We start from the raw sequence: 24,503 nt of genomic DNA, 5'->3' as shown, positions 1-24,503 counted from the left end.
CCGAGACTCTGGAGTACCGGATGAGACGACGCATCGGGATGCTCGCCGCCGCTACGGCGGGCCTCGTCGCGGTGCTTGCGCCGCCGGCGCAGGCGTTAGGACACGACGATCCGCTGGCCGGGAAGGCCAGGTTCTACGTCGAGCCCACGACCAACGCGGGGCGGCAGGCCGACATCTGGACGGCCGCGGGGCGCGACGCCGACGCGGCGCACATGCGGGCCCTGTCGAAGGTCTCGCAGGCGATCTGGTTCACCGGCGGCACGCCCGCCGAGGTGCGTACGGCGGTGCGGCGGACGATGGCCGGTGCGGCCGGGCAGCATGCCGTCCCGACGCTGGTGGCGTACTACGTCCCGGGCCGGGACTGCTCGCAGTACTCGGCGGGCGGCGCTCCGTCCGAGGCCGCCTACCGCGCCTGGATCGACGCCTTCGCCAAGGGGATCGGCGGCGGCCGGGCCGTGGTGATCGTCGAGCCCGACGGGCTGGCACTGCTGTCCAGCGAGCCGTGGTGCAACGAGGGCGGCGGCGGCACCACCGGGACGCCGGAGGACCCCGCCCTGGTCGACGAGCGCTTCCGCGAGGTCAACTACGCGATCCGCACCCTGCAGCGGCTGCCGCGCACCGGTGTGTATGTGGATTCCGGGCATTCGGACTGGCAGCCGCTTAACGATTATGACGCCGGATACGGCGAACCTCGCGCTCAGCTGGGCATGGCCAGTCGCCTGCTCAAGGGCGGTATCGCCAAGGCCGACGGCTTCGCGCTGAACGTCTCCAACTATCGCTCGACCGAGGAGTTGGTCTCGTACGGGACCCGGCTGTCCAAGTGCCTGCGCTTCCGCCAGAAGACGGGCGCGGCCGGCTGCTCCGACGCCGACCTGGCCGGCGTCCCGGACAACTCGCGCGCGCTCACGCATTTCGTCCTGGACACCAGCCGCAACGGCCAGGGGCCGTGGACGCCTCCGGCGGACAAGTACACCGACCCCCAGGTCTGGTGCAACCCGCCGGGCCGCGGCCTCGGCGCCCGTCCCTCGACCCGCACCGGTGATCCCCTGGTCGACGCCTTCCTCTGGATCAAGCGTCCCGGCGAGTCCGACGGCCAGTGCACGCGCGGCACCGCCGGCCCGGAGGACCCCGAGTACGGCGTGGTCGATCCGGCGGCCGGCGTCTGGTGGCCCGAGTACGCCTTGGGCCTCGCCCAGCGAGCCGTTCCTCCGCTTCGCTAGATCGCGGGCCCGGGCGCTGATCCCGGATCAGCGCCCGGATCGCGCTCGGTCGTCCGGCGCGTGTTCGGCACGGAAGGTGGTGCGGTAGTCGGTCGGGGGGACGCCCACGTGCGCGGTGAAGTGGCGCCGCATGTTGGCGGCGGAGCCGAAGCCGCTGCGCCTGCTCACCTGCTCGACCGGAAGGTCGGTGGATTCCAGCAGCCTGCGCGCGTGGACGAGGCGCTGGCCCAGGAGCCACTGCAGGGGCGTGGTGCCGGTCGTCGCCACGAACCGCCGGGCGAACGTCCGGGGGCTCATGCCGGCCCTGCGGGCGAGGTCGGCCACGGTCAACGGGTGGTCGAGTCGCTCGGAGGCCCACTCCAGGACGGGGCCGAGCCCGCCGTCGCCGGACGGGGGCACCGCGTGGTCGATGTACTGCGCCTGCCCGCCGACGCGATGGGCGGGCAGCACCATGCGGCGGGCGACGCGGTTGGCGGCGTCCGCGCCCAGGTCGCAGCGGAGCAGGTGCAGGCACAGGTCCACGCCCGCGCTGCGCCCTGCACTGGTGAGCACGTCGCCCTCGTCGATGTAGAGGACCGAGGCGTCCACCTGCACCCGGGGGTGGCGCCGCGCCAGGACGTCGGAGAACAGCCAGTGCGTGGCGGCGCGCCTTCCGTCGAGCAGGCCCGCGGCGGCCAGGGCGAAGGCGCCGGTGCACAGGGACACCATGCGGCCCCCCGAACGGGAGGCTTCGGCGAGCGCGTCGGTCAGCTCGGAGGGGATCGGCTGATCGGTGAGCACGTGGACGTACGGCAGCGCCGGGACGATCACCGTGTCCGCCTTCGGCAGCTCGTCCAGCCCGTGGCGGGTCTCGACGGCGAAGCCGTACTCCGAGCGGACGCCGCCGGTCGCGATGCCGCAGACCCGGAGGTCGTACCAGGGGTCGGCGAGGTCGGGGCGCGGGCTGCCGAACATCTCGAACGCGATGGTCAGCTCGAACAGCGGCATGCCGTCGAGCACGGCGATCGCGACGGATCCGGCGCCCATGGCACGGCATCCTATGGCAGGAATCGTGCGCAAGTTGACCTTCCTGCCACTCGAAGCGCAGGAGCGGTCGGTGCCACGCTCTCGGTGTCCGCGCGCCGGGGAGCGGTGCGCCCGCTGATAGGAGGGTTCGTGGCCCCGATCTCCGCCGCCGAGCCGCAGGACGCCTCGCCCGTCGTCGAACTCAGGCAGTACACGCTGCATCCCGGCCGCCGGGAAGAGCTGACCGAGCTCTTCGAGCGGGAGTTCGTCGAGACGCAGGAAGCCGTCGGGATGAGCGTCATCGGCATATTCCACGATGAGGACCGCTCCGACCGCTTCGTCTGGATACGCGGGTTCGCCGGCATGGCCGAGCGGCATCGGGCGCTGACCGCGTTCTACCTCGAAGGCGAGGCGTGGAAGGCCCACGGGATCGCGGCGGCGGCGACCATGATCGACGCGTCGGACGTCCTGCTGCTGCGGCCCGCGCGTGCCGGGAGGGGCATCGCCGTCGCCGCCGAGCGGCCGCGTCCGGGATCGGTCGAGCGTCCCGGGTCGCGCGTCCTCGTGACCATCTACCACCCGGAACGGGCGGTCACGGGCGAGGTCGTGCGGCTCATCGACGACCGCGTCCACCCGCTGATGGCCGAGACCGGGGCGACGCCCATCGGGTGCCTGGTGACGGAGCCTTCGGAGAACACGTTCACCAGGCTCCCGATCCGGGAGGGCGAGAACGTGGTGGTCTCGCTGGCGATCGTCAAGAGTGCCGACGCGCTTCGCGACCATGACGAGCGCCTGGCCGCCTCCGCGGCGTGGGCATCGGTTCAGTCACGGCTCAGCGCGCCCGCCGAGCGGCTGGTGCTGGCTCCGACGGCCCGGTCCCTCGTGTACTGAAGGGCGATTCCCGACCGTGATCCTCGCCGTCGCACCTCTACAATTCCGTGCGTGACCGCCTACCGTGATCTCGACGCGTTCGGGGACCTGGACGCCTCCGCACTGCCCCTGCGCCAGCAGCGGATCCTGGCCATGATCCAGGACTGGGTGGTCCGGTACGGGTACGCGCCGAGCACGCGCCAGATCGGCGACGCGGTCGGCCTGCGGTCATCGTCGTCGGTGTCACGCCACCTCGCGAGCCTGGAGGACAAGGGCTTCCTGCGGCGCGGCACGGCGGTGTCGCGGCCGATCGACACGCGCATGTTCTTGCAGGAGGCTCCGCGACGGGAGGCTTCCGGCGGGCCGGTGACGGTGCCCGTGTTGGGGCACATCGCCGCCGGTACTCCCATCTCCGCCGAGGAGCACGTCGAGGACACGCTGACGCTGCCCCGCGAGGTCACCGGGAGCGGCACCGTCTTCGCCCTGCGCGTGCGCGGCGACTCGATGATCGACGCCGCGATCTGCGACGGCGACATCGTCGTGGTCCGCCGGCAGCAGGAGGCCCACTCCGGCCAGATCGTCGCCGCCATGATCGACGACGAGGCCACCGTGAAGGTCTACCGGCGCCGCGACGGACACGTCCGCCTCGAACCGCGCAATCCCGCCTACGACGTCATCGACGGCGACGAGGCCGTCGTGCTCGGGATAGTCGTCTCGGTCATCCGCAGCGTCTGAGGCCTGCCTTCGTCCCCTTCCGGCCATATCGCCCTCCGTCGTGAAGACGGATCGGGCGGGAGGGCAATAACGGGTGTCAGGATGATGACCCGGAAGGTGCCGGTCCATGAGCGCCACTGTTCCCCAGTCCGCCGCGCCGCCCAGGGCGCCGGCGGATCCCAGCGACGCCGCGGTGATCGTGGCGTCGCGTGATGATCCTGAACGGTTCTCGGAGATATTCGACCGGTACTTCGGGGAGATCCACCGCTATGTCGCGTCCCGTCTGGGAAGCGCGCCGGCCGATGATGTGGCCGCCGAGACGTTCTTGACCGCCTTCACGTTGCGGCACCGCTATGACGCCGACCGGCCGCAGGCCCGCGCGTGGTTATACGGGATCGCCACCAATCTGGTCCGGCGGCATCGGCGTTCCGAGAAGCGTGCCCGTCGGCTGTTCGGACGCGCGGCGGCCGTGGACGACCACGCCGACCGGGTGGCCGAGATGGTCAGCGCGCAGCGGATGCAGCCCCGGCTGGAGAAGGCGCTGGCGGGTCTGGGCACGGGAGACCGCGACGTCCTTCTGCTGGTCGCCTACGGCGACCTGAGCTACGAGGAGGTCGCGCAGGCCCTCGGCATCCGCGCCGGGACGGTCGGTTCCCGGCTCACACGGGCGCGGCGCAAGCTGCGCCGGGCACTCGAAGCAGACCCGGAGTAGGACGAGGAGACGTGCAGTGATGGACGAGATGCAGATGCTGCGGAAGTACCACGACGCCCGTCCCGGCCCGTCGCCCGAGGTCGTCGCGGAGGCCCGCGTCCGGCTGCGGGAGAGGGCACGGACACCGGCGCGCCCGGCCCCGCGGCGCCGGTACGTCGTGGGTGCGGCGGCCGTCGCCACCGCGGCGGTCGCGATCGTGCCGTTGGGCACCCTCGGCGGCGGGTCGGGCGGCGGCCGGGCGTACGCGGCCGAGCCGCTGCCGGACGGCCGGATCAAGGTGACGATGGACGACCTCACCGGCCCGCCCGAGGTGATCCAGCGCCGGCTCGACGGTGTCGAGCGGAAGCTCGCCGCGCTCGGGGTCAAGGCGGACATCGAACTCCAACCCGTCCACATGCGATGCTCGAACATCCCGCGCGGCGAACTCGACCAGGAGACCAACCGCCACACCACCGCGGTGGACGACGGATGGCTCCTGCCCAACAGGGACAAGCGCGCGATCTTCTATGTGCACCCAGAGCGCGTCAAACCGGGAAACACCCTGGTGTGGACGCTCTCGGTCCACGGCCCCAAGGGCGCGTTCTCAGTGGCCTTCAGCATCTACCAGGTACGCGGCCCGGTGAAGCCCTGCGATCCCGTCCCGCTCCCCCAGCTCGAGCGCTTCCTCGGCGGTGGCGGGCCCCGGCCCCCACGCTGACGTCCAGCCGGCGACCACCGCGGCCGGGAACCGGGAATGGTCTGGGGACGTCCGACTGATATGAGCGGGAAGCGCACCGCAGGTTGCCTGCTCATGACGCTGGCCGCGGTGGTGGGGTGGTTCGTCACGGCCGTCGCTTGTGTGCCACTCGCCTGGTATCTAGGGATCTGGCTGTCAGGCTGGGAGAAACCTGAAGGGTTCGTTCAAGGCGCGAGCACGAACCCGCTGTACGGCGGCGCCGGCCCCATGATGCTGCTCAGCTTCCTTGCGCTGTTGGCGGTGTCCTCGATTCTCTGGGGCCGGCTGATCAGGAGAATCGTCACCCGCCACAAGCACTACTCGTAGATGTACTGGCCCAGGCCGAGCAGATTTCCCTCGCTGTCGCGGAACCACGTCCCTCGCTCGCCGACCGCCCCGGTGGACGGGTAGTTGCCCTGCACGTCGACGATGTCGCCTTCGAATCGCACGCCGCGCTTGCGCAGATCTTCGACGGCCAGATCGATGTCGGGCACCGTGAAGCCCATCTGCGTATGGTCTCCCGACGCCTTTCCTGTCGACGCGAAGACCACGAACTCGGTGCCGCCGCACAGATAGCGCAGACCGCCCTCGCGCTCCTCGACCGGTTCCAGGCCCAGCCGTTCGGAGTACCAGCGCCGGGCCCGGTCGAGGTCCTGCGCCGGGAGCCGGACCGCCGCGCGGGCGTGGTCCATGGGGCCGGCGGTCTCCCCCGCGCGCTCCTTCTTCTTCGCCCAGTACGTCGGCGTGGTCTGGATCAGCTGCACGTAGTTGCCTTCGAGGTCCTCGACGGTGGCGAACCAGAGCCCGCCGTCGCGGTACTCCGCCCTGGACACCCAGGTGGCGCCGCGGTCGTCAAGGCGCTGCGCGGCCTTGTGGATGTCGGGGACGTAGTAGTTGATGATGACCCGTCCAGGCTCGGCGGCGCGGGGCGCGACGTCGTCGCGGCCGTCGATCAGCACGCCGACCTGCCCGAAGCCGAGGAAGCGGTCGACGTCGGGCCGCGCGCCCAGCGCATCGGCGTACCACTCCCGCAACCGCTGCGGGTCGGCGCTGCCGATGAGAATGCTCTCGATCGTGGTCATGCCCATGGTCTCCTCCAGCCGGTCAGTGCTCGTCGCCGATCCGCACGTCGTGAGGATCTGGAGCGTCTTCGCTCCCGGTCTCGGTGTCCTTGTCCTGTTGGATCGCCTCGGCGATGCGCCGGATGCGCCGGAGCCGGGCGTCCCAGGCGCCGCCTACCTCGGCCAGCTGGGCGGCCGCGCGGGCGAGCCGGGCCTGGTCGACGCGGTACCGCCGCTGGCGCCCGGCGGTGGTGGCGTGGACCAGGCCGGCCCGGTCGAGGACGGCCAGGTGCTTCGCCACCGCCTGGCGGCTCACCGGCAGGTGCCCGCTCAGGCTGGTCGCCGTCCCGCCGCCCTCGCTGAGCAGCAGGTCGAGCATCCGGCGCCGGGTCGGATCGCCGATCGCCGCCCACAGCGCGTCGTCCACGGCCGCGCTCATGCGCCCGCGGCGACCTGCGCGGCATACCCCGGCAGCCGCGGAAGGAACAGGTCCCAGCCCTCGACGTGCGCCCGGTACTCGTCGGCGATCTTCGCTTCCGCCCAGCCGCGCTCGCGGAACCCGCTCTCGGTCATCCGCAGCAGCGTCCCGCTCCCGGCGGCCTCGATCTCGAAGACGACCAGCATCGAGTTCCCCGCGCCGGCCTGTTCCCCCTCCCGGTGGGTCCACCGGAAGGAGAACAGCCGCGGCGGGACGGCCTCGACGACCGTGAACTGCATCCACTCGCGGTTCTGCGGGTCTCCGAAGCCGATTCGGCCCGCCTCCCCGGGCACGGCCGGGAACTCCGCCTCGTCCGGCCACCACTCGCGCAGGTGCCGGGGGCTGCTCACCACCTCGAAGACCACCTCGGGCGAGGCCTCGATGTGGATCTCCCGCTCGATGGATTCGTATTCCATGCCCATCCTTTGCAACCTTTGGTTGCGCATCACCCTAACCCGCAGGCCAGTGACGCGCAACCATCGGTTGCATAAGTGGGGTACCGGTCTCCCCTCCATCAGCCCGTTGAACGCTCGTCGCCGTGCCAGTCCTTGTTGAATCCGCCGAGATGCGGGTGGTACATCTCGTCGCCGCTGTGCTGGGTGAACTCGACTTTCAACCACAGGGCATCGAGGTCGAAGGCCTCCACGCAGGCGTCGATGAGGGACCGGGCCAGCAGAGCCCGGGTCTCGGCCGGGCGGCCCTTCCGGATGTCGCACATGATCAGCGCGGAGGGGGTGGGCGGGCCGGACTCGTGGCAGCGCCACACCCCTCCGCGTCCGAGGTCGTGGATCGAGACGGTGAGCAGATCCATGCCGACCTGCATGATCTCCCCGTAGATGACGCCGACGCGCCGTGCGAACTCCCGCTTGGCGTCCTCGTCCGCGACCAGCGGCAGGTCGACCTGGATGGATGGCATGGGACTCCCTTCGGGTCAGACGGCCGAGTGCCGCGAATCTTCGAGCGCCTGGGCCGCGGCGAACAGCAGCCCTTCGCTGCCCGGTGACGTGACGAGCTGCACGGCGATCGGCAGCCCGTCCAGCCGGCCCGCGGGGACGCTGATCGCCGGCGAACCCGTCAGGTTCCACGGGCTGGTCAGCGAGAGCAGTGCCGCGCGGACTTCCAGGCCGGTGCCGTCGACGGTGACGCTGCGCGCGTCGAGAGGCGGCGCCACGATCGGCACGGTCGGCAGGGCCAGCAGGTCGAACGCCGACAGCAGTTCGCCGACCACGGCCCGGAGCTCCCGGCGGACCTCGTCGGCCTCGGCGTAGAGGTGATCGGATATCTCGCGTCCCCGGTGGAGTCGCGCGCGCACCTCGGGATCGATGAGGTCATCGTCCGCCGCCAGGTGGTGCTCGTGCACCTGGAACGCCTCCCTGCCCTGGAGGGTGGAGAGGACGTCGAACAGGTCCCACTTGGCGAAGCCCTCGACGACGTCGACGTCGAAGGCCCGGCTCACGAACCGTCGCGTCAGCTCCTCGATCCGCCGGTCCGTCACGGCGATGGACTCGGGTGGGATCCAGCCGACGGAGACGCGGTCAAGGGCGGCGGCCGGGAGCACGGGCCGGTCGGCCAGCGCCTGGTGGCCGATCAGCGCGTCTTCGGACGTGGCAGCGAAGACCCCGACGTGGTCGAGGGACGGAGCCAGCGGGTACACGCCCTCGCTCGAAACGGCGTCGTAGGCGGGCTTGAAGCCGACGACGCCGCACAGCGCGGCGGGCACCCGGATCGACCCGGCCGTGTCGGTGCCCAGGGTCAGCGGCACCATGCCGGCGGCGACCGCGACGGCGCTGCCACCGCTGCTGCCGCCGGACATCCGGCCGGGGTCCTCCGGGTTGCGCGAGGCGCCGTGGGCGGACCGGTCGCCGGTCGCGCCGTACGCGAACTCGTGCAGGGTCGTCTTTCCTATGATGACGGCTCCGGCGTCGCGCAGCCGCCGCACGGACTCGGCGTCCTTGCCGGCTAGGCCGCCGAACGCGGTGGCCGATCCGCAGGTGGTCGGCAGGCCGGCCATGTCGATGAGGTCCTTCACCGCCACCGGAATGCCGTGCAGCGGTCCACGGTCGGCGCCCGCGGCGAGTTGCTCGTCGGCCTCGCGCGCCGCCGCGCGGGCCCCCTCCTCGTCGATGAGGACGAACGCGTTCAGCGTGGGGTCGAGCTCGCGCGCGCGGCGCAACGCCGTCTCGGTCAGCTCCCGGGCGGAGGTCTCCCGCCGGCGGAGGGCGCGGGCGGATTCTGCGATGGTCATGAGGCGATTCCAGGGATGAGGCGGAACACGGCGACGATCAGCGCCGTGGAGATGGTCATGGAGGCGACGTTGCCGATGAACGGATGGAAGCCCGCCGGCAGGCGAGCCGAGATCGCCGCCGCCGCGGGCGGGGCGACCAGCGCGCCGGCCAGCGCGCCCAGCACGACGGACTGCCACGTCCCTCCGAAGGCGAGCACGGTGGCGGGCGCGACGGAGACGACCGGCACGAAGGTCGGGTAGAAGCCGCGCGCCTCCCAGCGCCCGCGCCAGATCACCACGCCCGCGACCGCGGTGAGGACCTGGCCGGCGAGGACCTCCGGGAACAGGCCGGATCCGTACGCGGTGCTGGACGGATCGAGCAGATGGGACAGGACGGCTCCGAGGATCAGCGCCGCGCTCGCCCATTCGTTGCCGAAGAACTGCGCCTCGGAGAAGTCGGCCAACGCCCGGCGGGGCACCCACAGGAACACGTGCCCGCGGCTCGGCGCGGGATCGGGGTGCGTCCGCCAGGCTCCGGGTGCCGGCATCCACGGGAGGCGATCGCAGAGCCAGAACGCGATGATCGCGCCGCCCCACATCCCCGTGGTCGCGCCGACCACGGGCGGCAGGTCGAGCGGGCCCGTGACGTGCCCGACGGTGAGGATCGCGATCGGCGGAGTCAGCAGGGCTCCGAGGACGGTGGCCGGCAGGGCGATCCTCCATCCGGGCCCGTAGAGGACGACGATCGCCGGTGCGACGGAGACCAGCGGCACGAACAGGGGCTGCCAGCCACCGGGCGCGAGGGTCCATCCCCAGGCGAGGTTGCCCAGCAGCAGGCCGGCGAGCGCGCTCCCGGCGGCCCACGGCCACAGGCCCGTCCCGCAGGCCTGGACGAACCCCTGCCACCGCCACGATCGCCGGTGGGCGACATGGCCCGCCAGGCCCCCGGCGAGCAGCAGCGCGCCCGCCGGGGCGACCGCGTAGAACTGCGGCTCGCTGATGGATCCGACCAGCCATGACGCGAGCCGGCCGGCGTCGGTGTAGTCGCCGCTCCAGTCCTGGCGGCTCGCGGCCCGGGTGAACGTCCAGCCGGCGAGCACCGCCAGCAGGACGCCGGCCAGCCCGGCGCCCAGGTGGGCGGTCCTTCGCGGGACGGCGGCGTCGGCCTTCCCGCGGACGGTCGCCATCACGTCACCTCGGCAGCGGGGCGCGGTCGCGGTAGCCGAGCATCTGGTCGTACAGGTCGGTGCGGCGGTCCCGGTGGAGGTCGTTCAGCTGGTTCCAGATCGGGGCCGTCCGCGCGGACGTCAGGTCGACGTCGGCGTAGATGATGGTGTCCTCGTCCGGACCTGCGATCCGGTCGATCGGCCACCCGTTCGTTCCGGCGATGAGCGAGTTGCCCATGAACCCCGCACCGCGCTCCTCACCGATCCGGTCCGCGGTGGCGATGAACACGTTGTTGGCGTGCGCGGCCGTGATGGTCAGGTAGGCCGCCATGCACACGCCGCTCGCGTCGTACAGGGGCGGCGGCGTCCACACCCAGCCCGTGGGAATGCAGATGATGTCCGCGCCCATCTGGGCGACGATCCGCGCCGTCTCCGGGAACCAGATGTCCCAGCAGACGAGCAGCCCGATCCGTCCGATCCGGGTGTCGAAGACCGAGAAGCCCTCGTCGCCCGGGGTGAACCACAGCTTCTCGGTGTTCCACAGGTGGGTCTTGCGGTACCGGCCGATGTAGCCCTCCGGGCCGACCAGCACGGCGGTGTCGTAGAGCTTCACGCCGTCTTGCTCGGCCACGCAGCCGACGATGTACACGTTCCGCGCGGCGGCGATCCGCGCGAACATCTCCACGGTGGGCCCGTCCGGCACCGCTTCGGCGTGAGCGTAGGCCTCCTCTCGGCTCTCGAAGACGTACCCGGTGGTCGCGAGTTCGGGGAGCACGATCAGGTCGGCTCCCCCGTCCGCCGCCGCCGTCAGCCGCCGCTCGACCGCCAGGGCGTTGGCCTTGAGGTTCTCGACCCCGACCCGCGGTTCGAACTGCACGACCGCGACCCGCGCCGGGCTCACCCTCGGATCGCCGTTCTCCCGTGCCTGTGCCGTCATGACGTGGCCTCCTCCACTGCACGCGTCTCTGGTTTCAAGTTGAAACCAGCTTGGCCGCGAGCATAGAGGGTGTGGTTTATACTTGCAACCACTTGGTCAGGGTCGATCCGGTCGGGGCCGACCCGTCGCATCACCTGGAGGGACGCCGATGCCGCGGCGCGTGACGCACGAGCGAGCGGAGTGCCCGGTCGCGCGGGCCGTCGACGTCATCGGGGACCGATGGTCCCTGCTCATCGTCCGGGACGCGTTCGACGGCATCACCAGGTTCAGCGAGTTCCAGAGGAACCTCGGCCTGGCCAAGAACATCCTGTCGTCGCGCCTGCGCGAACTCGTCGCGCACGGCATCCTGGAGATCGTCCCGGCCACCGACGGGAGCGCGTATCACGAGTACGCGCTGACCGAGAAGGGCCGGGACCTCTTCGTCATCCTCGTCAGCCTGCGCCAGTGGGGCGAGGGCCACCTCTTCGAGGACGCCGAGCAGCACTCGGTCATGCTCGACGCCAAGACCGAGAGCCCCCTCCGGAAACTGGAGGTCAGGGACGCCGCCGGCCGCGTCCTGACCTCCACCGAGGCCTTCGTCCGCAAGGTCGGAACGGGGTCGTGAGCCCGGCGGCGGCCACAGAGCTGATCATTTCGCAGACTTGACTCATTCAACTCAGCGGGTCAGTGTGGACGGGTGGCCGCCCGACGGCGGCGGGGCCGGTACGGCACGTCCGGCCGTCCGTTCCGGTGGCGCGTAACAAGCCGCGAATCGGGGAAGCCGAGTCATCTGGAGGCAGATGCCCGGCCTGTTCCAACCATCTGGACACCTGATTCACCCGCGCTCCCTGGAGGGAACACATGTCCGAGAAGAACGAAGCCGCCACCCCCGCCGAAGGCGAAGGCGCCTGCCCGGTCGTGCACAGCCGCGCCCCGCACCCGACGCAGGGCGGCGGCAACCGCGGCTGGTGGCCGGACCAGCTCAACCTGCGGCTCCTCGCGAAGAACCCTCCCATGGCCAACCCCCTCGGCGCGGACTTCGACTACGCCGAGGCGTTCAACAGCCTCGACCTCCCCGCCGTGAAGCGGGACATCGCGCACGTGCTCACCGATTCGCAGGACTGGTGGCCGGCCGACTTCGGGCACTACGGACCGCTGATCATCCGGATGGCGTGGCACAGCGCGGGCACCTACCGCGTCAGCGACGGCCGCGGCGGCGCCGGCGCGGGCCAGCAGCGCTTCGCGCCGCTCAACAGCTGGCCCGACAACGCGAGCCTCGACAAGGCCCGCCGCGTGCTGTGGCCGGTCAAGCAGAAGTACGGCCGGAAGATCTCCTGGGCCGACCTGATGATCCTCGCCGGCAACGTCGCGCTGGAGTCCATGGGCTTCACGACGTTCGGCTTCGCCGGCGGCCGCCAGGACGCCTGGCAGGCCGAGGAGGACGTCTTCTGGGGCCCGGAGACCGCCTGGCTCGACGACGAGCGCTACAGCGGAGACCGGGAGTTGGAGAAGCCGCTGGCCGCGGTGCAGATGGGCCTGATCTACGTCAACCCGGAGGGCCCGAACGGCAACCCCGACCCGATCGCGGCGGCCCGCGACATCCGCGAGACGTTCCGCCGGATGGCGATGAACGACGAGGAGACCGTCGCCCTGATCGCCGGCGGCCACACCTTCGGCAAGACCCACGGCGCGGCCCCGGCCGACAGCATCGGCCCCGAGCCCGAGGGCGCCCCGCTGGAGGACCAGGGCCTCGGCTGGAAGAGCACCCACGGCACCGGCAAGGGCCGCGACTCCTACACCAGCGGCCTGGAGGTCACCTGGACGCCCACCCCGACCACCTGGGACAACAGCTTCTTCGAGATCCTCTTCGGATACGAGTGGGAGCTGACCGAGAGCCCCGCCGGGCTCCACCAGTGGCGGCCGAAGGAAGGCGGCGGGGCCGGCACCGTCCCCGACCCCGAGGACGGGTCGCTGACGCGCCAGCCGATGATGCTGACGACCGACCTGTCGCTGCGCTTCGACCCGATCTACGAGCCGATCTCGCGCCGCTACAAGGACAACCCGGAGGAGTTCGCGGACGCCTTCGCGCGCGCGTGGTTCAAGCTGACCCACCGCGACATGGGCCCGATCCAGCGCTACCTCGGCCCGGAGGTCCCGTCCGAGACGCTGGTCTGGCAGGACCCGGTCCCGCCGGTGGACCACGAGCTCGTCGACGCCCAGGACGTCGCCGCCCTCAAGGAGCGGCTCCTCGGCTCGGGCCTGTCGGTCGCGCAGCTCGTCATCACCGCGTGGGCGTCGGCCGCGTCGTTCCGCGGCACCGACAAGCGCGGCGGCGCCAACGGCGCCCGCATCTGGCTGGAGCCGCAGCGGAGCTGGGAGGTCAACGACCCCGACGCGCTGGCCACCGTGCTGCGCACCCTGGAGCGGGTCCAGGAGGAGTTCAACGCCGAGCAGACCGGCGGCAAGCGGATCTCCCTGGCCGACCTCATCGTCCTCGGCGGCTGCGCCGCGGTCGAGAAGGCCGCCAGGGACGCGGGCCACGACGTCGAGGTGCCCTTCACGCCGGGACGCACCGACGCGTCGCAGGAGCAGACCGACGTGGAGTCGTTCGAGGTGATGGAGCCGACGCACGACGGGTTCCGCAACTACCTCACGAAGGGCAACATGCTGCCGGGCGAGTTCCTCCTCGTCGACCGGGCGAACCTGCTCACCCTGAGCGTGCCAGAGATGACGGTCCTTCTCGGCGGCCTGCGCGTCCTCGGCGCGAACCACAAGGGATCGTCCCTGGGCGTCTTCACCGACGCCCCCGGGACGCTGACCAACGACTTCTTCGTGAACCTGCTCGACATGGGCACGGTGTGGAAGCAGACGTCCGAGAACGCCGAGGTCTTCGAGGGCCGCGACGCCTCCGGCGCCGTCCGATGGACCGCCAGCCGCGCCGACCTCGTCTTCGGGGCGAACGCCGAGCTGCGCGCGGTCGCGGAGGTCTACGCCAGCGACGACGCCGAGCAGGAGTTCGTCCGCGACTTCGTCGCCGCGTGGGACAAGATCATGAACCTCGACCGCTACGACCTCGCCTGACCCGTCCCGGGGCCGTCAGGTCACCGGGTCGTCGACAGGCGGACGGCCGCGGTCACTGCAGGCGGCGGAAATCGCCGATCCAGGCGTAGCCCGGCGTCGACATGGCCTGGCCGCGGTGCCGCACCGTCAGCGTGGCGAACACGCTGTTGAGCAGCCAGGGCGGCTTGGTCGCGCTCCAGCCGGCCGTCATGGAGGGAATCTGGCGGAAGCCGTATGTCGCCACGGCCAGCCGGCCGGTACTCCGGAACCGCGCCATCTCGTCCCGCAGCATGTGTTTCTTGGACTCGAACCAGGGGCTCTGGGAGAGAAGTTCGTTCCACTTGCGCGCCGGGAAGGGACGTTCGATCGCTTCGCCGATGACCTGCCAGACCTGGGTGCCGGAGGCGTAGCCGTAGCGACGGGCGAAGGCGGCCGGTATCCGGTCGGTCATGTGCTTCTGCCAGTACCAGACCAGTGAGAACTCGGTGACCAGGAAGGTCTGGCCAGGGCGAAGCCGCGGCAGGGTGTAGTCCAGGAAGTCCTGGATCCGCGCCTCGTCGGGAACGTGCGGATGAAGGTCGACGCCCTCGATCTCGGGCGTCCCGCGCGCGAAGGCGAGGTACCGCTCGACGGCCGGGGTCCGGTTCTGAGGGAGGTCCAGCCGGTTCAGCGCCCCCATGAACAGGTGGGTGGGGCAGTCCGCGCCGCAGAGTTCGGCCCGGGTCTCGATGACATGGCGCGCCACGGTCTCGTAGAACCGGTTGAGCCGCTCGTCGCGCTGGGCCGGCAGGCTCTCGATGAACGGCTCGTTGCCGATGGTGATCACGTCGACCGTCCCGAGCACGAGCGGCAGCACGCTGTCCAGCCGCTTGAGCTCGGCTGCCATCTCCGAACCGCCGGGCTGGGGGAACGGGGTCCCCGACATGGGGAACTTCAGGCTGAGCAGGGTGCGGAACCCCCGGTCGTGAGCACCGCGGATCACCCGGATGGCGTCGCTCCGCGCCGGCGGTACCTCGTCCGCCTCGGGCACGGCATAGAAGCCGCGAACCCAGCCGGCACGCGCCTCGCGCAGCTCCCGGTAGTTCAGCTGGTCGAGGTTCTCGTTGTAGTTGGCGCCGAGCGCGCCGAGCGCGGGGAGCGGCTCGACCCCGCCGCCCGCGTCACCGGCCGCGGATGAGCCGAGCGAGCAGGCGGTCAGGGCGGCGAGGACGCCGGCGATCGTGAGGATCCGGGTGACGAGGCGGTGACGCGGGACGCGTCGGCTCCGAGGCCGCGAGCGATCGTCAACCATCGATCGCACGGCCCTGGTCGCGGCGCTGGACGTACAGGCGCTTGCCCTCGGGGCCGGTCCATTCCAGCCGGGCGACCCCGGGCACGGCCGCGTCGGCGACGCGCGACGGGTCGGCCCAGTAGCCGGCGTTCGGGTTGCGGAAGAACGTCGACCAGGGCCGGCCGGCGGCGTCGGTGAAGAAGTTGTTGTGCCCGGCGCCGACGCCCGCGGTCCACCGCTCCGAGTAGGGGCCCTCGAAGGCGTCCGAGACGGCGACGATCACGTCGTACTGGTACTGCGTGCGGCCGGGGCCGGGCGGGTCGTACGCGTAGCGGGTGCCGCCGTCGGGATTGGCCGACCTCCGGTCCCACGCGGCGTGCAGGAGGTAGTACCTGCCCTGGAATTTGAAGACGTAGGCGCCTTCGAGGTACGGCTCGGGCGAGTAGGGCGTCTGCTGGAACCTCGGGAGGTCGGTCGTCGGGACGATGTCCTCCATGTCGTCGCGGAACTTCGCGTAGAGGTCGTTGTGCAGGACGAGCCACGCGTCGCCGTTCTCGGCGTAAAGGCCGCCGTCGATGTGGTGGTAGGCGCCGGGCTCGATGAAGTTCGGTCCGCCGATGAACGAGTCGCCGAACGGCTTGTCGTGGTTCCCCTCGACGAGACGGTACGGGCCTTCGATCCCGCCCTCGCTCACCAGCATGAACGAGCCGACCTTGCGGGAGTGGTCGCCCATGCACGCGACGATGTACCACCTTCCGCGGAAGTAGTGCAGCTCGGGCGCCCAGACCTCGCCGCGCTTCCCGAACCTGTCGTCGTACCAGTACTCCTGCCACGGTGCGACGACCATGCGTCCGGGCCGGTTCTCGCCGACGAACTCGGGCGACCACACCTTCCCCTTCTCGGCGCCCGGCCGGACCCTGGTCGTGTCGACCAGCCGCCACGGCCCTCGCAGCGAGCGTGACACCCACACGAAGATGCCGTCGTTCCACGGGGCGGCCCGGTCGAGTCCGGGAACGCGCGAGGTCCCGGTGGCGACGTAGAGGGGACGTCCCTTGACGACGAAGCAGTTGACGTAGGTGTCGCGCATCCAGACCACGCCGCGCTCTCTGTCCCGGGGGCGCAGCTCAAGCGGCAGGACGAAGGAGTTGTCGCGGCGTGGCCACAGGTCCTGCCGGGTGTCGGCGAGGCCGTAGGGCTCGGGGTCGGGCCAGTTCGGCGGGTACCGCCGCTTGGACACGGACTCCGCGGGGGACGCCTGTACGGCGGCGGCGGTCGCGGGCAGTGCCGCCGCCGCGAGGGAGCCGGCGGCACCGATCAGCAGGGACCGCCTGCCGAGGTGCAAACCGTGTTCGGAGCTGGTCATCACTCACTCCTCGTTCGTCGCGCAGGACCCCAGTGGCCCGGCTGGGAGGAGACGTTATAGAGACTCATTCCGTCGGTGAACAGGCGACAGAAAGGTCATTGGACGCGTGACATGGCCGGTTCCGGCGCCGGTTCGGAGACGCAGGATCTTTCTGTCGGAGTGTTGACGGAAAAATTGCCCGCTGTCAGCGTTGCCGCATGACGACGTCGGCCGGAGTGCATGCGCTGGTGAGACGCACTCACGAGGAGCGCGTCCTGCGCGTCCTGCGCGAGCACGGCGCGATGAGCCGCGGGCAGATCGCCCTCGCCGTCGGGCTGTCCCGCACCACCCTCTCCGAGATCACCGGCAGCCTGCTGCAGCGCGGCGCCATCGTGGTGGTCGACACCGACGCGGCCAAGCGGGAGGGCAGCGGCCGGCCGGCCGAGCGGCTCGCCCTGGACCCCGCCTCCGGGCAGTTCATGGGCGTCGACTTCGGCCACCGGCGGGTGCACCTGGCGGTCGCGGACGCCTCCCACGAGATCGTCGTGTCCGGGTCGCACCGGTACGACGACGCCCCGTGGCCGGTCCGGCTCGACCTGGCGTTCCAGCTCATCGACCGCCTCAGCGCCGAGTCCGGGGTGCACTACGGGGCGCTGCAGGGCGTCGGCATCGGGGTTCCCGGGCCGTACCGCCCGAGCCCGGGGGTGCTCGTGGCGGCGCCGCACGAGCCGGCCGCCGCGGGCGCCCCCGAGGCGGCGGCGCAGGCGGCGTTCGCCAAACGGTTCGGGGCACCGGTCATCGTGGACAACAACACCCGGCTGGCCGCGCTCGCGGAGGTCGTCTTCGGCCACGGGTCCGTCGACGACCTTCTCTACCTGCGGATCTCCGACGGCGTCGGCGGAGGGCTGGTGGTCGGCGGGCGGCTGGTCACCGGTTCGTCGGGGCTGGCCGGCGAGCTGGGGCACATCACGGCCGACCCGGACGGGCTGGACTGCCGCTGCGGCAAGCGGGGCTGCGTCGAGACCCTCGCGTCCGTCCCCGCCATCCTGCGGACCTGCCGGGAGCAGGGCCTCCCGGTCGAGGACCTCGGCGGCCTGGCCGCCGCGGTCGAGTGGGGCGACCCGGTCGCCGACCGGGTGCTGCGCGCCGCCGGGACCGCCGTCGGCCGGGTGCTGGGCGAGGCGTCCCTGATCCTCAACCCCGCGGACGTCGTCATCGGCGGGGAGATCACCCGCGTGGCGCCCGCGCTGCTCGAGCAGGCCGCGGCCACCGTCGCGGCCGGGCATTTCCCCGGCGCCCCCCGGCCGGTCGTGCGGCGGGCCGGGCTCTCCGACGACGACGGCGCGCTCGGCGCGCTCGCCGCGCTATTTCACAGCTCGCCGCTGCTGGCGGCCTATCCGGAGGCCGCCGAGGCGGGCCCCGCCGGTTCCGGGCCGATCGAGCGCGCACGGAAGACAGCGAACAGAGGAGTGGGCCATGGCCGTGCTCAGTGACCAGAGCGCCCGGACGAGCCGGGGCGGTGCGAACGCCGCGGGCGGCCGCGGCCGCACCGGCGCGAGGACGGGGCCGCGACGAAGAGGGGTCTCCCTGCTGCTGAACGGGGTGTCCGTCGGGTTCGGCATCGCCCTGTGGTGGGGGCTCGCCGCGGCGGGCTTCACCCTCCCGACGCCGAGCGAGGTGGTGTCGCAGGCGGGCACGCTCCTCTCGGACGGAACGCTCCAGAAGGACGTCCTCGCCAGCCTGGGCCGGGTCCTCGCCGGTTTCGCCCTCGGGACGGCCCTGGCGATCCCGGTGGGATTCCTCATGGGGTGGTACGGCTTCGTCCGCGGCCTCGTCGAACCCTGGGTGCAGTTCTTCCGCACCATCCCGCCGCTGGCCATTATCCCGCTCGCCATCGTGCTGATGGGCATCGGCGAGACACCGAAGATCTTCGTCATCTTCCTGGCGGCGTTCCTCGTCTGCGTCATCTCGACGTTCCAGGGCGTGGTGGACGTCGACCGCACCCTGATCAACGCCGCCCGCGTCCTCGGCACCGGGGACGCCGGGATCTTCCTGCGGGTGGTGGTGCCGGCCTCGACCCCGTTCATCCTCGTCGGCATGCGGGTCGGGCTCGGCTCGGCGTGGGCGACGCTGGTCGCCGCCGAGCTCATCGCCGCGCAGGAGGGCCTCGGCTTCCGGATGCAGAACGCGCAGCTCTACTACGACCTGCCCACGATCTTCGTCGGGCTCATCACCATCGGGATCCTCGGCCTGCTCATGGACCGGGTGCTCCTGCTGGCCGAACGCAAGCTCACCGGATGGCAGGAGCGCCGATGACCACCCCGGCAAAGATCTCGGTCCAGGGCGTCAGCAAGACCTTCGCGCTCGGCAGGGACTCCTTCACCGCGCTGGACCGCGTCTCGCTCGACATCGCGGACAACGAGTTCGTCACCGTCGTGGGCCCGTCCGGCTGCGGCAAGAGCACCCTGCTCAACATCCTCGCCGGCTTGGAGGAGCCCACGGAGGGGCAGGCCCTCGTGGACGGCTCGGCCGTCTCCGGCCCCGGACCCGAGCGCGGCGTCATCTTCCAGCAGTACGCGCTGTTCCCCTGGCTGACCGTCCGCAAGAACATCGAGTTCGGGCTGAAGACGGCGCGCGTGCCGAAGGCGGAGCGCCGCGAGCGGGCCCAGCGCTTCATCGAGATGGTCGGGCTGGAGCAGTTCGCCGACGCGCTGCCCAAGATGCTGTCCGGCGGGATGCGGCAGCGGTGCGCGATCGCCCGCGCGTACGCCGTGAACCCCTCGATCCTCCTGATGGACGAGCCGTTCGGCGCGCTCGACGCGCTCACCCGGGTGAAGCTCCAGGAGCAGCTGCTCGACACCTGGAGCAAGGAGCAGCGCACCGTCCTGTTCATCACCCATGACGTCGACGAGGCGGTCTTCCTCGCCAACCGCGTCATCGTGATGGCCGCCGACCCCGGCCGCGTCTACGACGTGGTCGAGGTCGACCTCCCCTACCCGCGATCCGAGGAGTTCCGGCTCAGCGCGGAGTTCGCCGCGCTGCGCAACCGCGTCTGGCACTCCGTCTACCACCAGGACGGCCGCACGGCCGCCGACTCCAAGCACCCCATGCCGTCATCGACAACGGCCTGATCTCCAAGGACGGACATGTCACTGTCACGCAGATTCCCCGCCGCGACCGCCTTCGGCGTGGCCGCCGTGCTGGCGCTCACCGCCTGCGGCTCCGGCTCCGGCGGAGGTGGAGACAAGGCGGAGGTCGACTTCGGCTACATCGCCGACTACAACGGCACCAGCCTGCTCGCCATCGCCGACGACCAGAAGATCTGGGAGAAGCACGGCCTCGATGTCAAGGCGAAGGTGTTCACCAACGGCCCGCTGCAGATCCAGGCGCTCGGCACGGGCGACCTCGACGTCGGGTACATCGGCCCCGGCGCGTTCTGGCTGCCGGCCTCCGGCCAGGCGAAGATCATCGCGCTCAACACCCTCGGCAACGCCGACCGGGTGATCGCGCAGAGCGGCACCGCGTCCCTGGCGCAGCTGCGGGGCAAGACCGTCGGGGTGCCCGAGGGCACGTCCGGCGACATGATCCTCACCCTCGCGCTCAGGAAGGCGGGCCTCACGAGGAAGGACATCGAGGTGGTCAACATGGACGCCTCGACCATCGTGTCCGCCTTCTCGTCCAAGAAGATCGACGCCGCGGGGTTCTGGTACCCGGCGATCGCGACGATTAAGAAGCGGGTCCCCGGCCTGACCGAGCTGGCCAAGAACTCCGACTTCGAGTCGCAGATGGCCTTCCCGACCGCGTTCGTCGCGGGCAACAAGTTCGTCTCCGGCGAGAAGGACAAGGCCACCAAGCTGATCGCGGCGCTGCGCGAGGCCATGCAGTACCGGACGGCCCACATGGACGAGTCGATCGAGCTCACCGCCAAGATGCTCAAGGTTCCGGTCGACCAGGTGAAGGCCGACGCCGCCAACGTCAAGGTCCTGTCCGTCGAGGAACTCGACACGATGACCAAGGACGGCACCATCGGCAAGTGGCTCACGGGGATGAACGGCTACTTCGTCGGCGCGGGCAAGCTCAAGTCGTCCGTCGACCCGAAGACCTACTACACGGGCGACCTCTTCACGGCGGGCGCCAAGTGACGAACCCGGCGAACATCCTCTTCCTCATGACGGACCAGCACCGGGCGGACACCCTCGGCGCGTACGGCAACCCGGGGGCCGCGACACCCGTCCTGGACGAGCTGGCGAGGAGCGGCACCCGCTTCGACCGGTGGTACACGCCGACCGCGATCTGCACCCCGGCGCGGGCCAGCCTGCTCACCGGGCAGGCGCCGTTCCGGCACAAGCTGCTCGCCAACCACGAGCGCAACGTCGGCTACATCGAGGACCTCGCCGACGGGCAGTTCACCTTCTCGGAGGCGCTGCGGGAGAAGGGCTATAACTGCGGCCTGATCGGCAAGTGGCACGTCGGCACGGAGAAGACCGCCCGCGACTTCGGCTTCGACGGGCCCGACCTGCCCGGCTGGCACAACCCCGTCGACCATCCCGACTACCTGGCCTACCTCGCCGAGCACGACCTGCCCCCGTACGAGATCTCCGACCGGATCCGCGGCACGCTGCCCAACGGCGGCCCCGGGAACCTGCTCGCCGCCCGGCTGCACCAGCCCGTGGAGGCGACGTTCGAGCACTACCTCGCCACCCGGGCGATCGAGACGCTCGAACGGTACGCCGCCGACGTGCGGAACCAGGAGAAGCCGTTCTTCCTGGCCCTGCACTTCTTCGGACCCCACCTGCCGTACATCCTGCCGGACGAGTACTTCGACCTCGTCGACCCGTCCGGCATCGATCTGCCGCGCTCGGTCGCGGAGACCTTCCAGGGCAAGCCCCCGGTCCAGAGGAACTACAGCGCCCACTGGACGTTCGACACCATGCCGATCGAGACCACGCGCAAGCTGATCGCCGTCTACTGGGGATACGTCGCGCTCATCGACCGGCAGATCGGCCGCGTCATGGACGCCATGCGGCGGCTCGGCCTCGCCGACGACACCGCCGTGTTCTTCACCTGCGACCACGGCGAGTTCACCGGCGCGCACCGGCTGCACGACAAGGGGCCGGCGATGTACGAGGACATCTACCGCACGCCGGGCCTGCTGCGGGTGCCGGGCCGGCCCGGCGGCGTGGTCCGTGACGAGTTCGTGAGCCTGCTCGACTGCACCGCGACGATCCTCGACCTCGCGGGCCTCGACCCCAAGACGGCCGTCGACTCGCGCAGCCTGCTGCCCTTGCTCGGCGGTGAGGAGGCCGAATGGGACGACGACATCGTGTGCGAGTTCCACGGGCACCACTTCCCCTATCCGCAGCGGATGCTCCGCACGGACCGGTACAAGCTGGTGGTGAACCCCGACTCGGTCAACGAGCTCTACGACCTGGAGACGGACCCGGACGAGCTGTTGAACCGCTACGAGCAGCCGGAGATGCGGGGCGTCCGCGCGGCCATGATGCGCCGCCTCTACACGGTGCTCCGCGAGCGAGGCGACAACTTCTACCACTGGATGACGTCCATGTACGACGTCGGCGAGGTCGCGTACGACCCCACGCTGAGCGGCCTGGACGAGGCCACCTACCAGAAGGCCGAGCGATGACCGGCGCGGCCGGCCGACCCCGCCAGGAGACGCCGTGCTGCGCCCCCACCCTCCTGCACGACGGGCCTCGCGGGGACCGGCCGATCGCTCCGGGGCCGGATCCCGTGCCCCCGCCCGCCGAGCAGTGCTCCGTACCGGGCGGCCGGTTCCTCATGGGCGACCACCACGGTGACGGTGATCCGGCGGACGGTGAGGTCCCGGTGCACGAGGTGCGCGTCGAGCCGTTCACCATCGACGCCACAGCGGTGACCAACAGCGCCTACGCGGAGTTCGTCGACGCCACCGGCTACGTCACCGACGCGGAGTCCCACGGCTTCTCCGCCGTGTTCCACCTGGCGCTCGCGGCTCCCGCCGAGGACGTGATGGGACGGGCCGCCGGCACGCCCTGGTGGCTCGGCGTCCGCGGCGCGTCCTGGCGTTGTCCAGGCGGGCGGTTCAGCGACCTCGACGGGCTGGACGATCACCCGGTCGTCCACGTGAGCTGGGACGACGCGGTCGCCTACTGCACATGGAGCGGGCGCCGGCTGCCCACCGAGGCCGAGTGGGAGTGCGCCTCCCGGGGCGGCCTCACCGGCACCCGGTTCCCCTGGGGGGACGAGCTGATGCCGGACGGCGTGTGGCGCACCAACATCTGGCAGGGCGAGTTCCCGGTGCACAACAGCGCCGAGGACGGCTGGACGACCACCGCGCCGGTGCGCTCCTTCGAGCCCAACGGCTACGGGCTCTGGCAGACGGTCGGCAACGTCTGGGAATGGTGCTCTGACTGGTTCGACCCCACCTACTACCGGACCTCGCCCACCGAGGACCCGCAGGGACCCGGCCGTGGCACGACGAGGGTGCTGCGCGGCGGCTCCTATCTCTGCCACGACTCCTACTGCAACCGGTACCGCAACGCCGCCCGCTCCTCGAACACACCGGACTCGTCCATGGGGAACGCCGGGTTCCGCACGGTCGCCGCCACCCGTGACGAGAAAGCATGACGCCGCACAAGACCGCCACGACGCTCGCCGACGGGCGGGAGCTGATCTACTTCGACCTCGGCGCCGGCGCGCGGCGGAGGTGGACCGACACGCGGACGCTGCCGCCGGTGAGCACGACCGCGCAGATGCGCTGGGACCCGCTGCTCGAAGAGTGGGTCATGATGGCGTCGCACCGGCAGGACCGCACCTTCCTCCCCCCGGCCGACGAGTGCCCGCTGTGCCCTTCCGCGGACGGGCGCCGCACGGAGATCGCCGCGGACGACTACGACGTCGTGGTCTTCGAGAACCGCTTCCCGAGCCTGTCGACCGGCGCGGTCCTGGACGGCAAGGTCCTCGACGGCACGGCCCTGGACAGCACGGCCCTGGACGGCGCGGCGGGCGACCATCCGCTGGTTGACGTCCGCCCGGCCATCGGCCGCTGCGAGGTGATCTGCTTCTCCAGCGACCACTCCCGCAGGTTCGCCGACCTCTCGCCAAGCCACGCGCGGCTGGTGGTCGACGTGTGGGCGGACCGCACGCTGGCGCTGTCCCGCGTCAAGGGCGTCGAGCAGGTGTTCTGCTTCGAGAGCCGCGGCGAGGAGATCGGCGTGACCCTGTCCCATCCGCACGGGCAGATCTACGCCTACCCGTTCACGACCCCGCGCACGGCGCGCATGTTCCAGGCGGCGGCGCGCCATCGGCGGCGGACCGGCGGCGACCTGCACACCGACGTCCTCGACGCCGAACGCCGGTCCGGCGTCCGCGTCGTCGCCGAGAACGAGCACTGGGCGGCGTTCGTCCCGGCGGCGGCGCGCTGGCCGCTGGAGGTCCACCTCTACCCCCGCCGCAGGGTGAAGACCATCCCCGACCTGGACGACGCGGAACGCGACGCGCTGGCGACGATCTATCTGGATCTGCTCACGCGCCTCGACCGGCTGTACGGCAAACCCCTCCCCTACATCTCGGCGTGGCACCAGGCGCCGGTGGACGACCCCGACGACCTCGCCTACCTGCATCTTCAGCTCTTCTCGATCCGGCGCTCCGCGGACAAGCTGAAGTACCTCGCCGGCTCCGAGTCGGGCATGGGCGCCTTCGTCACCGACACCCTCCCCGAGCAGGTGGCCCGCCGCCTGCGCGAGGTCTGAGC

General features: G+C 71.2%; 25 protein-coding genes. 15 read left to right on the top strand and 10 right to left on the bottom strand.

All coding sequences use genetic code 11. The annotated features are described in order from the left end of the window. Positions 1–20 precede the first annotated feature (20 nt). Positions 21–1,220 carry a glycoside hydrolase family 6 protein gene (locus BM339_RS26135; protein ID WP_083597927.1) on the top strand — a complete coding sequence of 400 codons (1,200 nt, stop codon included), beginning with the start codon at positions 21–23 and terminating at the stop codon, positions 1,218–1,220. A 27-nt stretch (positions 1,221–1,247) separates the two neighbouring features. Here the strand turns inward: BM339_RS26135 and BM339_RS26130 are convergent, their stop codons facing one another. Continuing rightward, positions 1,248–2,246, bottom strand: a complete 999-nt coding sequence (locus BM339_RS26130) for a helix-turn-helix domain-containing protein (protein WP_075022519.1) — start codon at positions 2,244–2,246, stop codon at positions 1,248–1,250. 129 nt (positions 2,247–2,375) lie between these two features. On the opposite strand from BM339_RS26130, the gene BM339_RS26125 reads away from it, so the two are divergent. The 5 genes from BM339_RS26125 to BM339_RS26105 all read left to right on the top strand — a co-directional run bounded on the left by BM339_RS26125 (position 2,376) and on the right by BM339_RS26105 (position 5,563). After that, entirely contained in the window at positions 2,376–3,116 is a 741-nt protein-coding gene (locus BM339_RS26125) for an NIPSNAP family protein (RefSeq protein WP_075022518.1), read from the top strand. Positions 3,117–3,158: 42 nt separating this feature from the next. Continuing rightward, on the top strand, positions 3,159–3,830 hold the full coding sequence (lexA, locus tag BM339_RS26120; RefSeq protein ID WP_218163770.1) for a transcriptional repressor LexA: 672 nt from the start codon (positions 3,159–3,161) through the stop codon (positions 3,828–3,830). 106 nt (positions 3,831–3,936) lie between these two features. Further along, positions 3,937–4,521: an RNA polymerase sigma factor gene (locus tag BM339_RS26115; protein ID WP_021594162.1), complete on the top strand. Its 585-nt coding sequence runs from the start codon at positions 3,937–3,939 to the stop codon at positions 4,519–4,521. Between the two features lie 19 nt (positions 4,522–4,540). After that, complete coding sequence (locus tag BM339_RS26110) at positions 4,541–5,218, top strand: hypothetical protein (protein WP_075022517.1); 678 nt, start codon at positions 4,541–4,543, stop codon at positions 5,216–5,218. Positions 5,219–5,278: 60 nt separating this feature from the next. After that, positions 5,279–5,563 (top strand): hypothetical protein, encoded by a 285-nt coding sequence (locus tag BM339_RS26105; RefSeq protein WP_021594160.1) that lies wholly within the window; start codon positions 5,279–5,281, stop codon positions 5,561–5,563. On the opposite strand, the gene BM339_RS51695 is transcribed toward BM339_RS26105, so the two are convergent. The 7 genes from BM339_RS51695 to BM339_RS26070 form a co-directional block, all read right to left on the bottom strand. Next, positions 5,554–6,318, bottom strand: coding sequence for a VOC family protein (locus tag BM339_RS51695; RefSeq protein ID WP_256255460.1), 765 nt, complete (start codon positions 6,316–6,318; stop codon positions 5,554–5,556). The two genes, BM339_RS26105 and BM339_RS51695, sit on opposite strands and share 10 nt — an antisense overlap. A gap of 22 nt (positions 6,319–6,340) precedes the next feature. Beyond that, positions 6,341–6,736: an ArsR/SmtB family transcription factor gene (locus BM339_RS26095; RefSeq protein ID WP_021594158.1), complete on the bottom strand. Its 396-nt coding sequence runs from the start codon at positions 6,734–6,736 to the stop codon at positions 6,341–6,343. Further along, positions 6,733–7,191, bottom strand: coding sequence for an SRPBCC domain-containing protein (locus tag BM339_RS26090; RefSeq protein WP_021594157.1), 459 nt, complete (start codon positions 7,189–7,191; stop codon positions 6,733–6,735). The genes BM339_RS26095 and BM339_RS26090 overlap by 4 nt, the downstream gene beginning before the upstream one ends. A gap of 98 nt (positions 7,192–7,289) precedes the next feature. Continuing rightward, entirely contained in the window at positions 7,290–7,691 is a 402-nt protein-coding gene (locus tag BM339_RS26085; protein ID WP_021594156.1) for a hypothetical protein, read from the bottom strand. A gap of 15 nt (positions 7,692–7,706) precedes the next feature. After that, a complete protein-coding gene (locus tag BM339_RS26080) occupies positions 7,707–9,020 on the bottom strand; it encodes an amidase (RefSeq protein WP_075022516.1) in 1,314 nt (437 codons plus the stop codon). Then, positions 9,017–10,186, bottom strand: coding sequence for a hypothetical protein (locus tag BM339_RS26075; RefSeq protein WP_143118596.1), 1,170 nt, complete (start codon positions 10,184–10,186; stop codon positions 9,017–9,019). The genes BM339_RS26080 and BM339_RS26075 overlap by 4 nt, the downstream gene beginning before the upstream one ends. A gap of 4 nt (positions 10,187–10,190) precedes the next feature. After that, complete coding sequence (locus BM339_RS26070; protein WP_021594153.1) at positions 10,191–11,102, bottom strand: nitrilase family protein; 912 nt, start codon at positions 11,100–11,102, stop codon at positions 10,191–10,193. 160 nt (positions 11,103–11,262) lie between these two features. On the opposite strand from BM339_RS26070, the gene BM339_RS26065 reads away from it, so the two are divergent. Then, complete coding sequence (locus tag BM339_RS26065) at positions 11,263–11,706, top strand: winged helix-turn-helix transcriptional regulator (protein ID WP_256255459.1); 444 nt, start codon at positions 11,263–11,265, stop codon at positions 11,704–11,706. 236 nt (positions 11,707–11,942) lie between these two features. Next, entirely contained in the window at positions 11,943–14,162 is a 2,220-nt protein-coding gene (gene katG, locus BM339_RS26060; protein WP_075022514.1) for a catalase/peroxidase HPI, read from the top strand. 52 nt (positions 14,163–14,214) lie between these two features. On the opposite strand, the gene BM339_RS26055 is transcribed toward katG, so the two are convergent. Both BM339_RS26055 and BM339_RS26050 read right to left on the bottom strand, forming a co-directional pair. Continuing rightward, a complete protein-coding gene (locus BM339_RS26055) occupies positions 14,215–15,432 on the bottom strand; it encodes a hypothetical protein (RefSeq protein ID WP_083597922.1) in 1,218 nt (405 codons plus the stop codon). Next, positions 15,425–16,774 carry a family 43 glycosylhydrolase gene (locus tag BM339_RS26050; RefSeq protein ID WP_021594149.1) on the bottom strand — a complete coding sequence of 450 codons (1,350 nt, stop codon included), beginning with the start codon at positions 16,772–16,774 and terminating at the stop codon, positions 15,425–15,427. The genes BM339_RS26055 and BM339_RS26050 overlap by 8 nt, the downstream gene beginning before the upstream one ends. A gap of 227 nt (positions 16,775–17,001) precedes the next feature. Between BM339_RS26050 and BM339_RS26045 the strand changes: the two genes are divergently transcribed. From BM339_RS26045 to galT, 7 genes are read left to right on the top strand one after another with little or no spacing between them, the layout of a single operon-like run. Next, on the top strand, positions 17,002–18,246 hold the full coding sequence (locus tag BM339_RS26045; RefSeq protein ID WP_218163757.1) for an ROK family transcriptional regulator: 1,245 nt from the start codon (positions 17,002–17,004) through the stop codon (positions 18,244–18,246). Next, positions 18,230–19,069 (top strand): ABC transporter permease, encoded by an 840-nt coding sequence (locus BM339_RS26040; RefSeq protein WP_021594147.1) that lies wholly within the window; start codon positions 18,230–18,232, stop codon positions 19,067–19,069. The genes BM339_RS26045 and BM339_RS26040 overlap by 17 nt, the downstream gene beginning before the upstream one ends. Continuing rightward, positions 19,066–19,884 carry an ABC transporter ATP-binding protein gene (locus tag BM339_RS26035; protein ID WP_021594146.1) on the top strand — a complete coding sequence of 273 codons (819 nt, stop codon included), beginning with the start codon at positions 19,066–19,068 and terminating at the stop codon, positions 19,882–19,884. Before BM339_RS26040 ends, BM339_RS26035 begins: the two co-directional genes overlap by 4 nt. 15 nt (positions 19,885–19,899) lie before the next feature. Next, positions 19,900–20,895: an aliphatic sulfonate ABC transporter substrate-binding protein gene (locus BM339_RS26030; RefSeq protein WP_075022513.1), complete on the top strand. Its 996-nt coding sequence runs from the start codon at positions 19,900–19,902 to the stop codon at positions 20,893–20,895. Next, the gene (locus BM339_RS26025) at positions 20,892–22,397 is read left to right on the top strand and encodes a sulfatase family protein (RefSeq protein ID WP_021594144.1); all 1,506 of its coding nucleotides are present in this window, start codon (positions 20,892–20,894) and stop codon (positions 22,395–22,397) included. The genes BM339_RS26030 and BM339_RS26025 overlap by 4 nt, the downstream gene beginning before the upstream one ends. Next, the gene (locus BM339_RS26020) at positions 22,394–23,377 is read left to right on the top strand and encodes a formylglycine-generating enzyme family protein (RefSeq protein WP_083597919.1); all 984 of its coding nucleotides are present in this window, start codon (positions 22,394–22,396) and stop codon (positions 23,375–23,377) included. The genes BM339_RS26025 and BM339_RS26020 overlap by 4 nt, the downstream gene beginning before the upstream one ends. Next, entirely contained in the window at positions 23,374–24,501 is a 1,128-nt protein-coding gene (gene galT / locus BM339_RS26015; RefSeq protein ID WP_075022512.1) for a galactose-1-phosphate uridylyltransferase, read from the top strand. The genes BM339_RS26020 and galT overlap by 4 nt, the downstream gene beginning before the upstream one ends. Positions 24,502–24,503 lie beyond the last annotated feature (2 nt).

This window comes from Actinomadura madurae, assembly GCF_900115095.1.
Lineage (GTDB): Bacteria > Actinomycetota > Actinomycetes > Streptosporangiales > Streptosporangiaceae > Spirillospora > Spirillospora madurae.
Note: the sequence above shows the minus strand (reverse complement) of the source record. Positions and strands in the feature narration are given on the sequence as shown.